Origin of the sequence: Halobacillus sp. SY10, from assembly GCF_045401165.1 — a bacterium.
Taxonomy (GTDB): Bacteria; Bacillota; Bacilli; order Bacillales; family Halobacillaceae; genus Halobacillus; species Halobacillus aidingensis.
Window position 1 is genome coordinate 1022501 of record NZ_CP174345.1, and the last position, 16153, is coordinate 1038653.

At 43.3% G+C, this 16153-nt stretch carries 15 protein-coding genes, 6 tRNA genes and 1 riboswitch (1 of these 22 only partly in view); of the genes, 18 read left to right on the forward strand and 3 right to left on the reverse strand.

What is annotated here, in order from left to right; all coding sequences use genetic code 11:
• The 5 genes from ACJA3J_RS05190 to ACJA3J_RS05210 form a co-directional block, all read left to right on the forward strand.
• Positions 1-58: transfer RNA gene (locus ACJA3J_RS05190), tRNA-His, on the forward strand; it begins 18 nt to the left of the window's first position.
• 27 nt (positions 59-85) lie between these two features.
• Positions 86-160: transfer RNA gene (locus ACJA3J_RS05195), tRNA-Gln, on the forward strand.
• Positions 161-168: 8 nt separating this feature from the next.
• Positions 169-243 (forward strand) — tRNA-Gly (locus ACJA3J_RS05200).
• A gap of 58 nt (positions 244-301) precedes the next feature.
• A tRNA-Cys gene (locus tag ACJA3J_RS05205) sits at positions 302-375 on the forward strand.
• Between the two features lie 9 nt (positions 376-384).
• A tRNA-Leu gene (locus ACJA3J_RS05210) sits at positions 385-466 on the forward strand.
• 234 nt (positions 467-700) lie between these two features.
• Here ACJA3J_RS05210 and ACJA3J_RS05215 read toward each other — a convergent pair.
• The gene (locus ACJA3J_RS05215; protein ID WP_089654791.1) at positions 701-1081 is read right to left on the reverse strand and encodes a hypothetical protein; all 381 of its coding nucleotides are present in this window, start codon (positions 1079-1081) and stop codon (positions 701-703) included.
• Positions 1082-1316: 235 nt separating this feature from the next.
• On the opposite strand from ACJA3J_RS05215, the gene ACJA3J_RS05220 reads away from it, so the two are divergent.
• A complete protein-coding gene (locus tag ACJA3J_RS05220) occupies positions 1317-1745 on the forward strand; it encodes a DUF559 domain-containing protein (protein ID WP_167356133.1) in 429 nt (142 codons plus the stop codon).
• Positions 1746-1790: 45 nt separating this feature from the next.
• Here the strand turns inward: ACJA3J_RS05220 and ade are convergent, their stop codons facing one another.
• Positions 1791-3524 (reverse strand): adenine deaminase, encoded by a 1734-nt coding sequence (gene ade / locus ACJA3J_RS05225; protein WP_089654793.1) that lies wholly within the window; start codon positions 3522-3524, stop codon positions 1791-1793.
• A gap of 52 nt (positions 3525-3576) precedes the next feature.
• Positions 3577-3678, reverse strand: a riboswitch (purine riboswitch).
• Between the two features lie 135 nt (positions 3679-3813).
• Between ade and ACJA3J_RS05230 the strand changes: the two genes are divergently transcribed.
• The 12 genes from ACJA3J_RS05230 to ACJA3J_RS05285 all read left to right on the forward strand — a co-directional run bounded on the left by ACJA3J_RS05230 (position 3814) and on the right by ACJA3J_RS05285 (position 15168).
• Entirely contained in the window at positions 3814-4986 is a 1173-nt protein-coding gene (locus tag ACJA3J_RS05230) for a TraB/GumN family protein (RefSeq protein WP_406945688.1), read from the forward strand.
• A 133-nt stretch (positions 4987-5119) separates the two neighbouring features.
• A complete protein-coding gene (locus tag ACJA3J_RS05235) occupies positions 5120-5644 on the forward strand; it encodes a hypothetical protein (protein ID WP_406945689.1) in 525 nt (174 codons plus the stop codon).
• 432 nt (positions 5645-6076) lie between these two features.
• Positions 6077-6529 carry a hypothetical protein gene (locus ACJA3J_RS05240; protein WP_406945690.1) on the forward strand — a complete coding sequence of 151 codons (453 nt, stop codon included), beginning with the start codon at positions 6077-6079 and terminating at the stop codon, positions 6527-6529.
• A gap of 105 nt (positions 6530-6634) precedes the next feature.
• Positions 6635-7531: a DMT family transporter gene (locus ACJA3J_RS05245; RefSeq protein WP_406945691.1), complete on the forward strand. Its 897-nt coding sequence runs from the start codon at positions 6635-6637 to the stop codon at positions 7529-7531.
• Positions 7532-8210: 679 nt separating this feature from the next.
• Positions 8211-8284, forward strand: a tRNA-Gly gene (locus ACJA3J_RS05250).
• Positions 8285-8415: 131 nt separating this feature from the next.
• Positions 8416-10125: an ABC-ATPase domain-containing protein gene (locus tag ACJA3J_RS05255; protein WP_406945692.1), complete on the forward strand. Its 1710-nt coding sequence runs from the start codon at positions 8416-8418 to the stop codon at positions 10123-10125.
• A gap of 17 nt (positions 10126-10142) precedes the next feature.
• On the forward strand, positions 10143-11276 hold the full coding sequence (queG, locus tag ACJA3J_RS05260; RefSeq protein WP_406945693.1) for a tRNA epoxyqueuosine(34) reductase QueG: 1134 nt from the start codon (positions 10143-10145) through the stop codon (positions 11274-11276).
• A 72-nt stretch (positions 11277-11348) separates the two neighbouring features.
• Positions 11349-11897 (forward strand): methylated-DNA--[protein]-cysteine S-methyltransferase, encoded by a 549-nt coding sequence (locus ACJA3J_RS05265; RefSeq protein WP_089654799.1) that lies wholly within the window; start codon positions 11349-11351, stop codon positions 11895-11897.
• 86 nt (positions 11898-11983) lie between these two features.
• Positions 11984-12853, forward strand: coding sequence for an amidase domain-containing protein (locus tag ACJA3J_RS05270; RefSeq protein WP_406945694.1), 870 nt, complete (start codon positions 11984-11986; stop codon positions 12851-12853).
• A gap of 51 nt (positions 12854-12904) precedes the next feature.
• Positions 12905-13381, forward strand: a complete 477-nt coding sequence (trmL, locus tag ACJA3J_RS05275; RefSeq protein WP_089654801.1) for a tRNA (uridine(34)/cytosine(34)/5-carboxymethylaminomethyluridine(34)-2'-O)-methyltransferase TrmL — start codon at positions 12905-12907, stop codon at positions 13379-13381.
• A 506-nt stretch (positions 13382-13887) separates the two neighbouring features.
• Complete coding sequence (locus tag ACJA3J_RS05280; protein WP_406945695.1) at positions 13888-14433, forward strand: transposase; 546 nt, start codon at positions 13888-13890, stop codon at positions 14431-14433.
• Between the two features lie 477 nt (positions 14434-14910).
• The gene (locus tag ACJA3J_RS05285; RefSeq protein WP_089654803.1) at positions 14911-15168 is read left to right on the forward strand and encodes a hypothetical protein; all 258 of its coding nucleotides are present in this window, start codon (positions 14911-14913) and stop codon (positions 15166-15168) included.
• A 40-nt stretch (positions 15169-15208) separates the two neighbouring features.
• Here the strand turns inward: ACJA3J_RS05285 and lipA are convergent, their stop codons facing one another.
• Positions 15209-16153, reverse strand: a complete 945-nt coding sequence (gene lipA, locus ACJA3J_RS05290; protein WP_089654804.1) for a lipoyl synthase — start codon at positions 16151-16153, stop codon at positions 15209-15211.

The window sequence follows — 16153 nt, forward strand, 5'->3', positions numbered from 1 at the left end:
TTAACGCACCGGATTGTGGTTCCGGCATTCGTGGGTTCGATTCCCATCAGCCGCCCCATTTATAATCATAAAGCAAAAGATATATTGGCCCATAGCCAAGCGGTAAGGCAACGGTTTTTGGTACCGTCATGCGCTGGTTCGAATCCAGCTGGGCCAGCCACTTTAATTGCGGGAGTAGTTCAGTGGTAGAACACCACCTTGCCAAGGTGGGGGTCGCGGGTTCGAATCCCGTCTCCCGCTCCAAAAAATTCACATATTCAGCTGAACTTGAATATGATACAATCGTAATTGAACGTGATATGGCGGCATAGCCAAGCGGTAAGGCAGAGGACTGCAACTCCTTTATCACCGGTTCGATTCCGGTTGCCGCCTCCATAGACACATGCCGGTGTGGCGGAATTGGCAGACGCGCACGACTCAAAATCGTGTTCCTCACGGAGTGCCGGTTCGACCCCGGCCACCGGTACTAAAAGAATCATAGAAAAAAGACGCTGTGACTTCCGTCGCAGCGTCTTTTTTGCGTTTAATACGACGTTAGGCGAATACATTGTAAGACGATCAATCCTTGAAACATCATGAACAACAAAGACATGAATGATCACGAACGCCTTAAAGATGCGTGAACTAGAAATTTCAAATATAACAAACTATTCTTTCACTCTTTACGTCTAATAAAGAGATTGGATTTAATAACAATTCTTTAAGAGACAAAGTAGAGGGATTTTGATGGATGAAAGCACGAAATGTCCTTGCGACGTCGGCAATCTCGGCTACTGTGTTCCATATGGATATGGTTTTTCACCATCCACGTGACCAGTTTCGTAAGAACTTTTCCGTCTTCTATAAATACCATTAACCTTTTGTCATACTTACTTTCGTATTCCTCTTCATTTGAGTCTGGATCGCTTGCTGTCGTTGCTTTTTCAATGACGTCGCCATCTCTATCGTTGAATTTATCATCGTACTCTTCCGTTTCATCTGCTTTCACAGCTTCTACCTCTTGTGGTACTTCTTCTGTTTCACATGCTGCTAAGAGAATCATGTTTATGAAGGGGTACGCCGCATCGGGGACATGGACCAATCCATTCCAAACTCCTATACAAATTAAGTAACGAATCAAATAGAAACGATTGTATAAAATAATCACATACATCAGACATAAATCAGATGGTAAGGGTTGTGTGTCTTGAAAGTTTTAAGAAGCTGCAGGGAACCTACAGCTTCTTTTTTTCTGTTTAAAATGAAAAGGTCATAGAGTGTAGATCGTATGAATAAGAACAGGGGTCAATTGGATAGAATGGTAGTGGGTGATGAATATGAACATAACCATGTTTATCGAGTACGCGGCTTTTATGACTTTATTGATCCTTGCCGTTTTGCTGACACTAAGAGTCAGAAATGAGGAGCAGCCAGAGGAAATGGATGCTGATGGAATCGGCTCAAATTTAGTCCGGAGATTATATGAAGGTTTTCTTGCTCATGGTTTACAGCCTACATTGGGTTATCGGGTGGATCAGTACACGATTGATGTCGCTTTTCCAAAATTGAAAATTGCGGTGGAAGCCGTAGAGCATGATTTTCTCATTTCTTCCGATGTGTGGGAACAAGAGTGGGAAAAAGAATCTTATCTTAAAAATCATGGTTGGACAGTCTTGAGGTTCAGCGGTGCAAGAATCGATGAGGACCTTTCCCGGATTGTTGAAAAAGTGAGCAGAGAGATGACGGGTAAGTCCAACTCCAGTTAAGGAAAAAGTAAGAAGCCAGGCGGTCGCCTGGCTTCTTACTTTTTGTTAAATCGATACAGGGATGTGTTTCGCTTCTTTTGTGCTAAAAAGGCCTTTATCCGTAAGCTTCAGGCTGGGTATGACGGGCAACGTCAGAAACGACAGGGTGAGAAATGGATTAAAGTCATTTGTAAAGCCAAGGGTAGACAGATCTTTGTGAATGTCTACTAATTGATGAGCAACCTCCTCGTACCCTTGATCTGACATCAATCCAGCGATCGGAAGGGGCAACGAAGAGAGGGGGCTCCCTTCATGAAATAAGGTCATTCCCCCGCCGATTTTCCCTAAGTGTTGGATAGCTTTGACGAGATCTTCATCGTTTGTACCTACGGCTACGATATTGTGAGAATCATGGGCAATGGTTGTAGCTATAGCTCCTCTTTGAAGCCCCATCCCTTTTACAATCCCAAGTCCAATGTTACCCGTTTGGTGGTGTCTCTCTACGACGACCAACTTTAATTGGTCTTTGCTTACAGAAGGTTGAAAGGAGCCTGATTCCAGCTCAACCTCTTCAATAAGGTGGTCCGTTCTAATTTGATTTTTGTTTATTTTTATGATGTTTCCTTTTTGGGAATCCTTTATAGGTATACGCATTTGTGCTTTTGAAAGGTTTGGAATATGAACACTGTTTGTGATTTTTTGAGAACTTGAAGACGAAGGTTGTAGATCCTTTACTAATGTTCCATGGGAAGCCACTTTCTTTCCTTTCTTAAACACTTGTGTCACTTCCAGTGCGTGTAAGTCTTTAAAAAATAGGAAGTCGGCCATGTAGCCTGGCGCAATCGCTCCCTTATCATGAAGTCCGTAACACTCGGCCGCATTTAATGTGGCCATTTGGATAGCGGTGATGGGGTCCAAGCCCTGGGCTGTAGCTAAACGGATGTGATGATCGATGCTTCCTTCATTTAAAAGGTCATCGATATGTTTATCATCTGTACAGAAAAGACAACGTCTGGCGTTCATTTCGTTCACTACAGGCAAAAGGGCTTGCAGGTCTTTGGCAGCGGAACCTTCACGGATACTCACATACATGCCTCGCTGAAGGCGTGCGAGGGCTTCTTCTGCAGTATTACATTCATGATCGGTTTGAACCCCTGCACTCGAATATAGATTGACCGCATCTTCATTCAAACCAGCAAGGTGTCCGTCGACATAACCACCCGCTTCTATCGTTTGTGCGATTTTTTCTAATAACCGCGGATCAGCGTTTCGGAGTGATGAATAATCCATCACTTCTCCGAGTCCCCGGACTTGTGAGTCACCAAGAAAAGGTTGAAGGTCAGGTGCGTGTAATTCTGCCCCTGACGTTTCAAAAGGGGTGGCGGGAACACTGGAAGGGAGCATAAAATGAAAGTCCATAGGAAGATCCTTAGCGTCATCGAGCATAAACTGGATGCCTTCTGCTCCCAGAACGTTTCCAATTTCATGAGGGTCGGTAATAACTGTGGTCACACCGTGGGGGATGACGACTTTAGCGAACTCCGAAGGCGGAACCATGGATGATTCAATGTGGACATGAGAATCAATGAAAGAAGGTGCCATGTACTGTCTTTGAGCATCGATCACTTCTTTTCCTTCGTACTCTCCTAAACCTGCAAAGAACCCATCGACAATCGCGACATCCTTATGAATGATTTCCCCATTAAAGACATCAACGATTTGCGCATTTTTAATGACTAGGTCTGCTGGACATTCTTTATTTGCTACCTTTATCTTTTTCGTTAGTGATTCAATATTCATCGTTCTGTTCCTCCTCTTTTTAAAGCCATTGCGTGTGCAGAAAACAAGAGAAGGATTAAAAAATCCCTCTCGTAGTCAAACCATTTACGGTGGTTCGGTAGAGACATTTGGACCTTATTTCCAAATTTATACGCAAGGTTGATTGGTTTATATAATTATAGGAGATTCTATCCTTCCTGAAGGTGCTTGTCAATGACATGTTTTTAGGCGAAAGCATTCTCATTTGGACTCATCTAGTTTAATATGAGAGTGGAGAGAAAATAAACGGAAAGCAAAAAGGAAGGTTCAGATGTCTGCATTGGAAGAAAATATTACGAGAATTCACATAGATGATAAGGAATACGTTCTTGTGGGCACCGCTCACGTTTCAAAGGCAAGTGCTGAACAAGTCAAAAGTGTCATTGAAAAAGAGCAACCGGATTCGGTTTGTGTCGAACTTGATGAGCAGAGGTTTCAGTCCATCCAAAATGGTGATCGCTGGAAGAACACAGATATTTTTGAAGTGATTAAGAATAAAAAAGCCACCTTGTTACTCGTCAACTTAGCGATTTCCTCATTTCAACGTCGTATGGCGAAGCAGTTCGGTATCCAAGCGGGTCAGGAAATGATTCAGGGGATTGAATCAGCTGAAGAAATCGGAGCAGAGTTAGTGTTAGCTGACCGAAATATTCAGATTACTTTTTCAAGAATATGGGGTAACATCGGCTTTGGAGGGAAGATGAAGCTGTTATTGTCCATCTTTTATGGCATCTTCAGTAACGACAAAATCTCTGAAGAAGAGTTGGAAAAGATGAAATCCCAGGATATGCTTGATGGGATGCTGCAGGATTTGACGGATAACTTTCCAAAGTTGAAGAAACCACTCATTGATGAAAGGGACCAGTATCTTGCACAGAAAATTAAAGATGCACCCGGAGAAAAAGTAGTCGCGATACTCGGTGCGGCCCATGTACCTGGAATAAAGGAAGAAATCCATAAAGAACACGATTTGAAAAAGCTGAAACAAAGGCCTCCTAAATCGAAGGTGCCGAAAATCATTGGGTGGAGTATCCCGGTGTTGATTGTATCCATCATTCTTTATACCTTCTTTTCGAATCCGGCGGCGGGCACACAACAAACCATCAGCTGGGTGCTTTGGAACGGGTCTTTCTCGGCTATTGGAGCAGCAGCTGCCCTTGCCCATCCGTTAGCTATTGTGTCAGCATTTATTATGGCCCCGATTACTTCATTAAATCCATTGATTGCGGCAGGCTGGTTTGCAGGAATTGTACAAGCCTACTTCCGACGTCCGAATGTAGCGGACTTTGAAACGTTGTCTGATGATGTAACAAGTGTCAAGGGGTTCTGGAACAATAAAGTGACTCGTATCCTTCTTGTTGTTGTTCTTGCGAATATCGGAAGTTCATTAGGGACATTCATAGGCGGTGCGGATGTCATTCGATTATTTTTAGAAAACTTATAGATTGATCCAAAGGAGAAGCTTCCATACAGCTTCTCTTTTTTATTTACTGTTATTACATGGAATGTTACAATTACGTTACAACGAAATGTCGGAAAATACAAAATTATAAAAACAGATGAGAAAGGGATGGAAAATGAGTAAGTTTGTAAAAGGAACTTCCATTCTCGGTGTATTGGCATTAGGTTTTGGAGTGTGGCAGATAACTGAAGTCGATCAGCAGGAAAATGTGAATGTGCAAGCCCTGCCAAATGATGATCAGCAATCCTACCAAACGGTGATTATTGATAAAGCAGAGACGGAAGAAATGGAAGCGGTAGTGAAAGAAGAGCTTGTGGATACCAGAACACTACGGTCCATTCGGGAAAGTGTGGATGAGAATGATGAAATGAAACAGTTGATCGATGGTCTTGGACGGGGAGTAGAGGCGGACTTGGGGGAACATCACGTAGATACAGATGAAGAATGGAAGGAATTAGAGGAAGACACGAAAGAAAAGCAAGTAATGATTAAAAAGCTGATGGAGATGACCAGTCATGAGGATTTAAAGCAATTAGCCTCTATTGCTCTCAAAAAACTAGAGCGAACCATTCAAAATCGTCAGTTCACCTATTACAAAGAAGCGGTTGAGTCCTTTAAGGTTCTTTCTGAGCGGCTGTAAAATTTAATGGAGAAGGTGGTCCGGCCAATTTTACATAGAATGAGAAATCAGTGTCCTTTTATTTGTATTCGTTTTTATTTTGCCGATTAAAAGTGCACGTACCATAGAAGATAGGACTTGTGTATTTCCCTAAATCACAAAAGTTTTGAAATAAGGAGGATGGAGGTGGGGGAGATCTTAAACAACATGGAGTTATTCCGTTTCAAGGTCAATCTTTATCGGCGTCTGTCCTCCTTCACTAATGGGCTTCCATTATAGGACACCTCTATCTATACACATAAAAAAGGGAAGTTTGTCGAATGAATCAGCCATTCGGAACCCCGCCCCCTTTTCTTTGTGGTAAAATTTGTTTATTTTACTCGTTTCACGTTTTCACTTACAAGGTAAGGGGGATGAGTAGTATGAACAAATTCTTAAGGAGGTTACAAATACATGTCCATCCATTTAAAAGAAAGATTGGGTACGGAAGAGTTAAGTCATTTGAAGACCGCGGCAATTCTTGAATTTACGGAGGAGTTATTCGAATCAGACCAATACCGTTTGTTAGAAGTCATCGACTCTGATCAACAACAATTGTTTATTGTGAATCGTAACGACCGGACGTTAACGGTGCTCAGCCTTTCCCAGGACATGGCCTTGAAAAAAGAAACCTTGTTTACAGATCGTATTATTTCTATGAAGGAATACTTCGAAGACTACAGTTTGTCAGAAAACACCCCTCCACGTAAGATTGAAATCACCTTTATGGAGGGACGCACATTATTGATAGAGCCTGAAAGCTCTAAAAAACAAAACAAAGATTACCAACGGGATGATGTTGGAAGGCAAGTCGAGGAAGACTTTGAAAATTTAATCGCTGCATTGAAGAGTACGGTTATCTTATAGATGTAAAAAAGTGAAAAGAAGATGATACACCGGGGGATGAGCTCTTCCCCGGTGTATTATGTGTGTATCATTTTATTCTTAGTAGTCAGGGGAAGGGGGAGAAAAGTGTATCCATACATACTGCTCATTTTAGTCGTCATTTTTTATGGGGGGAACATTCTTACTGGTAAAGCACTGAATGACCTCCCACCATTCACGATTGCTTACCTTCGGCTTGTTATAGCTTTTATATTTTTACTTCCTGTAGGATACAAAAGTGCGAGAAAGGCTAAACCTGTCTTTTTTAAATATTATAAGCCGTTGTTAGTCATGACTGTGACAGGCGTGGCTTTTTTTAATACGTTCATTTATGCTTCATTACAATTTACCACCGCCACAAATGTATCTGTTCTCGAAACACTCATCCCAGTGTTGACCGTGGTATTAAGCTGGGCGATTTTGAAAGAACATTTAAGCGCCTTACAAGTGGTGGGTATAGCTTTATCGCTTTTGGGAGCTCTAGGGGTTGTGATGAATGGAAACCTGTTCAATTTAGCTGACTTAGGATGGAACATCGGTGATGGAATTATGGTCGGTGCTATTATTTGTTGGGCTGTGTACTCACTTGTCGTTAAGCAAGTGATGTCTATGTTTCCACCATTAGGAACGATCCTGGTCATGACAGGTTTGTCTTTAGTCATCCTATTCCCTTTTATAACGGTTGAATGGCTGGTTTATGGAATCCCATCTATATGGAACCTTTCCAATATTTTAGGCTTCCTTTATCTCGGTATCTTTCCTTCTTTCATTGCCTTATTGTTTTATAATACAGCTGTCGAACGTTTAGGGGCTTCTAAAGCTTCTGTATTTCTTAACCTTCTCCCTGTAGTGACAATGACCGGGGCCTATTTCTGGTTAGGAGAGAAGGTAAGCGTCGCACAAGTGACTGGAGCGCTGCTTGTTATCCTTGGAGTGGTGATGACCACCCAGCCGAAAGTCTTAAAAAGAAAAATCTCAGAATAATAAAGAGAAAATGAGGCATGGTAAGGGAAAGCGTCTTTTTACTTGCAAAATTGAAACTAGTAAACCCTCTCAAGCGCTGCCATTTTCATAGTAACGATGTTTAGCGGATGCGGTTAAATAGTTGTTGGGGGTGACACTTATGGATTCCACCACACTCATTGATCTCTTTAAACTGTTTATCGACTCCATTCACTTCATTGCCTTTCTCGTTTTCTCCATGATTTATGTTTATCAATCCAAGAAAAGTTAATATCACCAATTAAGTTTTCTACAGTTCTTTTCGTTTATGAACCTTCAGCTATACGGCATGATTATGGCAGACTCGGTTTCGAGATGTTTATGTGAGCGGATGATGGTTGGGAAAACAAGTCGCTTTTCATGGGATAGCGGCGGGGGATGGTGTGACTCCTTGTCCGATCCACCTTACATAATGTCTTGAAACTGAGTCTTCAATAATGTGTCGTTTAGTAAGAGAGGATTTTTGGTATACTATGTGAAAGCGTAATTATGAAACTATTAAAGTAAAGAAGAAGTTAATTTTCGACAAAAAATCGTAAATTTCATGTTGCGTCGCTAGATTTCGAATGTTATCATTACAAATATAAACGATAAGGGTTGTTCGAACAACTGGGGCATCGATTGAATATCTACAAAACAAGAATAATGAATTTTCATTTATGCGGGTGTAGTTTAATGGTAAAACCTCAGCCTTCCAAGCTGATGACGAGGGTTCGATTCCCTTCACCCGCTCCAATGCTATTATTTTATACTTATGTGAACCAACGCAGTGTTTCGTTAAATGGGTAACGAAGCATTGCGTTTTTTATTGATGAAATTTGGATAAACCCTATAATAGACCTATTCGTTCAAGGGAGGAATCCATGATGAAAAAATTGCAGCAACATTTAAAACAAATCGATGGAAAAAGCTATAAAGCTTATAAACAAATTCAAGGGACGTATTCATTCGAGAGATATGATTTGATGATTGATTATGTCCAGGGAGACCCTTTTGCGGCTCCTTCTAAAATCCGCATTCGTATTCCGGAATCTGAGCGGAGAATCTCTCCTGAGTGGAAACAAGATGCTCGAAGGAAGTATTATGCAGAAGATCAGATAACAAGAGCGGTTGCGAAGACCATTCATAAAACTCAAACAAGTGTAAAAGGTTCAGGAAAAAGTGGAATGGTTGCGATTGATCAACCGGGACAGGAAATTCTGGAACGGACGTCCGTTTCTTTGAATGCTGAGGATATGACGGTCTGTCTTACGGTCGGTCTGCCGGCTAATGGTAGGCGGATCAATGGGAAACAAGCGGAAAAGCTTTTCTTTTCCATTCTTCCAGAAATCATGAACCAATCTGTTTTTGCTATAAAAGATAAAACAATCGAATCGGTATGCCAACTCGCCGATCAGCATCAAACGATTCTTGATGAAATGAAGAAGAATGATTGGATTTCTTTTGTTGCCGATGGGGCGATCCTTCCACGGGAGAGTGGCATTAGTCAAAGACCTATGCGAGATGCTGTACCTTTTGAGAGCCCTGAATCCAATCGGGTGACGATCGACCTTCCTCACAGGGATGAACCGATTACGGGAATGGCTCTGAAGCGGGGAATTGTGTTAATCGTCGGTGGCGGTTATCATGGTAAAAGTACCCTGTTGAATGCCATGGAGCGTGGCGTGTATCCTCATATAGAAGGGGATGGCCGTGAGTATGTGCTGACAGATCCTTCTGCTGTAAAAGTGAGAGCGGAAGATGGACGCCAAGTATCCACGGTAGACATCTCTCCATTCATTAAAAACCTTCCTCATGGGACAGATACGACAAGGTTTTCAACAGAGAATGCCAGTGGCAGTACGTCACAAGCGGCGAATGTCATAGAAGCCTTGGAAGCAGGGGCATCGAGCTTACTGATTGATGAAGATACGAGTGCAACAAACTTCATGATCAGGGATGAGCGTATGCAGGAGCTCGTTGTGAAAGAGAAAGAACCGATTACCCCGTTCATCGATAAAATTAAACAGATGCGCGATGAATTAGGAGTTTCTACTATTCTTGTTATGGGTGGTTCTGGGGATTACTTTCATGTCGCTGATGATGTCATCATGATGGATCAGTATCTTCCTCATAATGTCACGGAAAAAGCGAAGCAAATTGCGAGTAAGTATCCAAATGGCCGGATGGAATCGGATGATGATGCCTTCGGAGCTGTCCCGAAACGTTCCTTTTTACCTCAAAGCTTGCAGACACGTAAAGGGAAGAAAGAAAAAGTCCAGGCCAAAGGAATGCATAAGATTTTGATGGGCCGTGAAGACATAGCGTTAGATCATGTGGAACAGCTCGTCGATGCATCACAGACAAGGATGATTGCTGATTTACTGCTTCATATAGATAAAAAAGGCGTACTGAAGCGTGGAAATTCTCTTCATGAACTCCTTGATATGATTGAACATCAATTGGATCAAGAAGGTCTCGCTTCATTTGCCCCATTCAAAGACCAGCACCCAGGTGAGCTGGCTAGACCGAGACGTTTTGAAATTGCAGCGACGCTGAACCGGATCCGGACAGCGAAAGTGAAAGATATAAGATAGAAAGGAGGTGTGTCAGGGTGGATTTTCATCAATTTAAAGAGGAAGTTATTGCCTACAGTAAAGAAATCGGCATTGACAAAATTGGATTTGCTTCCGCCGACGTTTTCGGTGAATTGAAAGCGCGACTGAAACGGCAGCAGGAACTTGGCTATCAGTCCGGCTTTGAAAAAGGGTCTGTTCAAGAGCGGACAGAACCTGGCCGATTGCTTCCCGGTGCTCAATCCATTATTTCCATCGCCCTGGCTTATCCTTCGAAAATGCATGATGCTCCTAAAAGTAAAAAAGGAGACCGGCGGGGTATTTTCTGCCGGGCTTCCTGGGGACAGGATTATCATGATGTTGTTCGTGATCGCCTCAACCGTTTGGGAGCATTTTTACAGGAAAAATTTCCGGATGTGGAATTGAAATCGATGGTCGACACGGGGGAGCTCTCTGACCGTGCCGTAGCAGAACGAGCGGGCATCGGTTTTAGTGGAAAAAATTGTGCCGTGATCACTCCTGAATTTGGTTCATATGTATATCTTGGGGAGTTGGTTACGAACATTCCATTTGCTCCGGATGAACCGGTCGATGACAGTTGTGGGGACTGTAACATCTGTGTCGATGCGTGCCCGACGGATGCCCTCGTTCAGGGGGGACAGTTGAATGCCAATCGTTGTATCGCATTTTTAACCCAGACGAAGGATTTTTTGCCGGATGAATTCCGGACGAAAATCGGGAACCGTCTTTATGGCTGTGATACGTGCCAGACTGTCTGTCCAAAAAACCGGAAGAAGGATTTTCATAATCATGAAGAGTTCGAACCAGATCCTGAAATCGTCAAGCCGAAATTGACCCCATTGCTATCCATTTCAAACCGGCAATTCAAAGAGAAATTCGGTTTCATTTCAGGTTCGTGGCGTGGAAAAAAACCGATCCAACGAAACGCTATTCTTGCTCTGGCGCATTACCGGGATGAAACCGCTATTGATGAGTTGATTCGTTTGATGAAGGAAGACCCACGTCCTGTCATTCGTGGAACGGCTGCCTGGGGGCTTGGGAAGATCGGAAGACCCGAATGCTTTGCAGCCATCGAGGAAGCAATGGGAAGAGAAGAGAATGAACAAGTGCTTTACGAAATGGAAAAGGGCGTCCAATTTCAAGAACAGTAACCAAATGTACCTTTTCAATATAAGAAAGCTCTTGTATAATAGAAAAAACTGTAAAAGAAGAAGGGGTTGAATATGAACCATCAATCGTTCTTATACTATGACACTTTCGAAACTCCTTTGGGCCCAATGACTGTACTAGCGAATGATGAAGGCGTCTGTCGAATCGACTATGGTCATTATGAAGACCGGCTCGCTACCTATCAATCTTGGAAAAAGAAGCATTTTCTCAAAGGTGAACTGGTGTATGACCCCGAACACAAATATGTAGCACAAACGAAACAAGAACTCTCCGACTACTTTGAAGGACATCGGAACGAATTTCATGTGCCTTTAAACTGCTACGGCACTGACTTTCAACGACAAGTATGGAGAACGCTTCTCCATCATGTCCCATACGGGGAGACCAGGTCCTATAAGGACATCGCCTCTTCCATGCATGCTCCGAAAGCGATCAGAGCTGTAGGGGGAGCGGTGAATCAAAACCCCTTTTCCATCATTGTCCCTTGTCATCGGATTATCGGAAGTAACGGCAAGTTGGTCGGTTATGCCGGCGGTTTAGATAAAAAGCAGAAACTATTGGAATTTGAAAAAGAGCATCAAACGATCAAACAAAACCAATAAAGCAGGCTCCACCAAATGGAGGCTGCTTTTTTTGCTGTTCATGTCCTTCTTTGCATTTCATAAGATGTTAATAGGAGGGGAGAGGCATGAGCCATACATATCAACTGCAAGTGTACTGGGAAAGAGTCATGGATCGATTGTTCGATCAGGAAGATCATCATTGGTTAAGAAAAAAAGTAGACGGCATTGAAGAACGGGGGCAACGACTGCAGCGCCTGACTTTTAACATACATCCCTATCATCGCGTCGCCTATGAAAATCAAACACACATTCAGTATCTTTTGACTTTATCACTTCTTATTAAGTCTGGGCGATATGACTTCTTGGAAGAAGGTCATTATCATGGCGATGCGCGGTTCATCGGGGAAGAGTTATTCGACCACAAAGTGATGACAGAGATGTTTGAAGGGATACAGATTTCCAAGCCTTTGCCTATGGATTTTACGGGGGATCAAGATCGAGAACTCTCAAGATCCACTTACAACCGCAGGGAAGCTGTTCGCTATGCGGACCGTTGGTGGGACAGCTACAATCCAGCATATAAAAGCTTTGATGTGGATTGTACGAATTATGTGTCCCAGTGCATACGAGCAGGTGGAGCGACCACCTGGGGGGCACCTAACCGCACGAGAGGCTGGTGGTATGGAAGCGGAACCTGGAGCTATAGCTGGACGGTCGCACATGCGCTGCGGTGGTATTTGGGAGGAGCGAGAAAAGGACTCACAGCAACAGAAGTTTCCTCTGCCGAACAACTTTCACCAGGTGACATCATTTGCTATGATTTTCAGGGGGATGGAAGGTTTGATCACAACACCTTTGTCGTCAAAAAAGATGCCAATGGAATGCCGCTTGTAAATGCTCATACATCCAACAGCCGGCACCGCTACTGGGCGTATGAAGACTCTACCGCTTATACGCCTGATATTCAGTACAAATTTTATAAAATCGACGGCTGAGGAGTATGGTATAATAGTCTAGTTGACTAAGATAAGACTGAGGTGAAACGCATGCCTAATCATATTGTACTCTTTCAACCGGAAATCCCAGCAAACACCGGAAATATCGCCCGTACATGTCTTGCTACCAATTCTGAACTGCATCTGATTCGTCCCTTAGGCTTTTCGACCGACGATAAGATGGTCCGCCGTGCAGGGTTGGACTATTGGCATAAAGTTCGTGTGAATTACTACGATTCCATTCAGGAACTCTACGAGGCATTTCCAGATGGCGAATTTTACTATATTGAAAATTTCGGCACGAAATCCTATGTAGATTTTGACTTTAGTGATGTTGAGCAGGATTTGTTGTTCATTTTCGGCCGTGAAAGTGACGGGATTCCTAAGGGCTTGTTAGAAGGGTTGGAGGACCGTTGTTTGAGAATACCGATGACCGATCAAGTAAGGTCCCTGAACCTGTCAAATACAGCCTCTATCATTCTTTTTGAGGCTTTGAGGCAACAAGGGCATCCGAATTTAATCAAATGAAGCGGAAAGGCGACCGAAGTGGTCGTCTTTTTTGTCTTTTGATTTTTGTTGTTGGTGCCACATTTTTTGGTGCCAGGCACCGGAGAGCGTGGGTAGGGTGTCAGGCACTGGAGAGCGTTGGTAGGGTGCCAGGCACTGGAGAGCGTTGGTAGGGTGCCAGGCACTGGAGAGCGTTGGTAGGGTGCCAGGCACTGGAGAGCGTTGGTAGGGTGCCAGGCACTGGAGAGCGTTGGTAGGGTGCCAGGCACTGGAGAGCGTTGGTAGGGTGCCAGGCACTGGAGAGCGTGGGTAGGGTGTCAGGCACTGGAGAGCGTTGGTAGGGTGCCAAGCACTGGAGAGCGTGGGTAGGGTGCCAGGCACTGGGGAGCATTGGTAGGGTGCCAGGCACCCTAATGGTACACAAAAATCAACGGGGGAAACACCATGTAAAGATTACGGTAAAAAGAGGATTAATTAGGATTATGTCGAATTGTATTTTATAGAAATTCATGAAGGGAGTAGTTTTATTGGCCAGAAAGAAACGCTTTTGGTTCCCAGGTGCAATCTTTCATATTACTGCTAGGGGAAACCGAAGGCAAAATATCTTTTTAAATGATACAGACCGATTATCCTATTTAAGTTATTTGAAAGAAGTGAAAGAAGTTCATGGATTTAAATTACATGCTTACTGTTTAATGAGTAATCATGTCCATTTAATTATTGAGATCAATCATTCCCCACCGAGTTCTATCCTCCAGCAACTCCACACGAAATATTCCAAGTATTTTAATTCCAAATATGAGTATACCGGTCATTTGTTTCAAGGAAGGTATCATGATGAAATTATCCTTAATAGTGAGTATTTTTTGACTGCTTGTAAGTATGTACACAAGAACCCTGAAAGAGCGAATTTAAAACGTCTGTTATCTAATCATTTGTGGACATCGCACAGTGCATATATAAATAACGAACCAGATCCACTAGTGGATACGGAAATGTTGCGAAATTATTTAATGGTATCTTACGAAGAATTTATGAAATTTCAAGATGTAGAGGACCCTGCTACTCAATAAAGAGGAGAGGGTCTTCTTTTTAATGTGAAGAGATGAACATAAAGCCTGGCACTGCGATGAGTCATTGTGGTGCCTGGCACCCGGATAGAAGGAAATGGTGCCAGGCACCAAAAAATGTGGCAGGCACCATAAATGGCTTCAAAAACAAAACGAACACAAAAAAGCGCACCCATATTGGATGCGCTTTTGCTGTTATTTTTTTGGCGTACCTGGTTTTGTGTCATATCCGGCACTGAAGATAGCAGTAAGAAATGCGACACAGACAAGAATAATCAATGTAAGATTCATGAGTGGTCCTCCTTTATGTAGCCAGACAAGCATGATTTATTCATATTATACCCTAATTATGGGTGGATGTGAATTGTTTGTCCAGTTAAAATTATCCTTTGCTTGATGACACATGCCTATACGTCAGGGCGGGCGTTTACATAGAGTGAAGGGTAGGTGAATAACCAAGGATGGATTGGAGGAGCATGAATGAACCATTACCAATATTATTATGATCCGTACCAAGTCGAAGAGGGCTTCCGCGACGAAGATGAACGTTTCTTCTTTTTAGGACCTTTTGCTGGTGGACTGCTCGGTGGTTTCTTAGGTGGAGCACTGGCGCCCGGTTTTTATGGAGGGTTTGGTCCCCCGCCTCCGCCACCACCTTATTATGGCGGCCCGGGTGGCCCAGGTGGACCAGGACCTTATGGATATAACCGACCTCCTTATTACGGAGGGCCATGGTAAAATAAACGCCCCTCATGATTCGTCTCATGAGGGGCCATTTTTAGAAGTTTGTTGTATCTAGTTCTTTTCCTTGGGACTCATACCCTTGCATGTACTTGATGCGGCGTTGGGCAGATGTGGCGTTTACCTGTTCATCTGCATGATAAGAGGAGCGGACCATAGGACCTGCTTCGCAATGTTTGAATCCTTTTTCAAGCGCAATTTTCTTAAGCTCTTCAAATTCATCGGGGTGGTAGTAGCGCTCAACGTTCAAATGTTTTTTCGTCGGCTGTAGATATTGACCGATTGTCATGATGTCTACGTTGTGGGCAAGAAGGTCATCCATAGCTTCAACGATTTCTTCTTTCGTTTCACCTAATCCGACCATGATGCTTGATTTGGTTGGTGTATTCGGACGAATTTCTTTTACACGCTTCAACAATTCTAGAGAACGATCATACATCGCGCGGGCACGTACTTTTTTCGTCAGGCGGCGGACTGTTTCAATGTTATGGTTGAAAATATCCGGCTCTCCGTCCATTAAAGTGTGTAGACTTTCATAATCTCCTTTCATATCAGAAGGGAGGATTTCAACGGTACAACCTGGGACACGTCGGCGGATTGCTTTCACGGTTTCAGCAAAAACGGCTGCGCCTCCATCATTTAGATCGTCACGTGCTACAGCTGTCACAACGACGTGCTTCAGCCCCATGATTTCCACAGAATCAGCGACACGTTCTGGCTCGCCCCAATCTAATTCGTTAGGGAGACCTGTTTTGACCGCGCAAAAACGGCATCCGCGTGTACAAGTATCTCCAAGAATCATGAATGTCGCCGTTTTACGTTCACTCCAGCATTCGTGAATGTTCGGGCAGCGAGCTTCTTCACAAACGGTGTTGAGTTTTTTATCACGCATCAGCTTTTTCAGGCCTGTATAAGATTTATTCGTATTGATTTTAATCTTCAGCCATTCAGGTTTTCTTATGTACTCTTGTTTTTTAGCCAA

What these genes read in the sequence shown, in the direction of transcription:
- ACJA3J_RS05220 (WP_167356133.1), top strand. Translation starts at nt 1,317, where the DNA reads ATGAACATAACCATGTTTATCGAGTACGCGGCTTTTATGACTTTATTG.
- ade (WP_089654793.1), bottom strand. Translation starts at nt 3,524, where the DNA reads ATGAATATTGAATCACTAACGAAAAAGATAAAGGTAGCAAATAAAGAA.
- ACJA3J_RS05230 (WP_406945688.1), top strand. Translation starts at nt 3,814, where the DNA reads ATGTCTGCATTGGAAGAAAATATTACGAGAATTCACATAGATGATAAG.
- ACJA3J_RS05235 (WP_406945689.1), top strand. Translation starts at nt 5,120, where the DNA reads ATGAGTAAGTTTGTAAAAGGAACTTCCATTCTCGGTGTATTGGCATTA.
- ACJA3J_RS05240 (WP_406945690.1), top strand. Translation starts at nt 6,077, where the DNA reads ATGTCCATCCATTTAAAAGAAAGATTGGGTACGGAAGAGTTAAGTCAT.
- ACJA3J_RS05255 (WP_406945692.1), top strand. Translation starts at nt 8,416, where the DNA reads ATGAAAAAATTGCAGCAACATTTAAAACAAATCGATGGAAAAAGCTAT.
- ACJA3J_RS05265 (WP_089654799.1), top strand. Translation starts at nt 11,349, where the DNA reads ATGAACCATCAATCGTTCTTATACTATGACACTTTCGAAACTCCTTTG.
- ACJA3J_RS05270 (WP_406945694.1), top strand. Translation starts at nt 11,984, where the DNA reads ATGAGCCATACATATCAACTGCAAGTGTACTGGGAAAGAGTCATGGAT.
- trmL (WP_089654801.1), top strand. Translation starts at nt 12,905, where the DNA reads ATGCCTAATCATATTGTACTCTTTCAACCGGAAATCCCAGCAAACACC.
- ACJA3J_RS05285 (WP_089654803.1), top strand. Translation starts at nt 14,911, where the DNA reads ATGAACCATTACCAATATTATTATGATCCGTACCAAGTCGAAGAGGGC.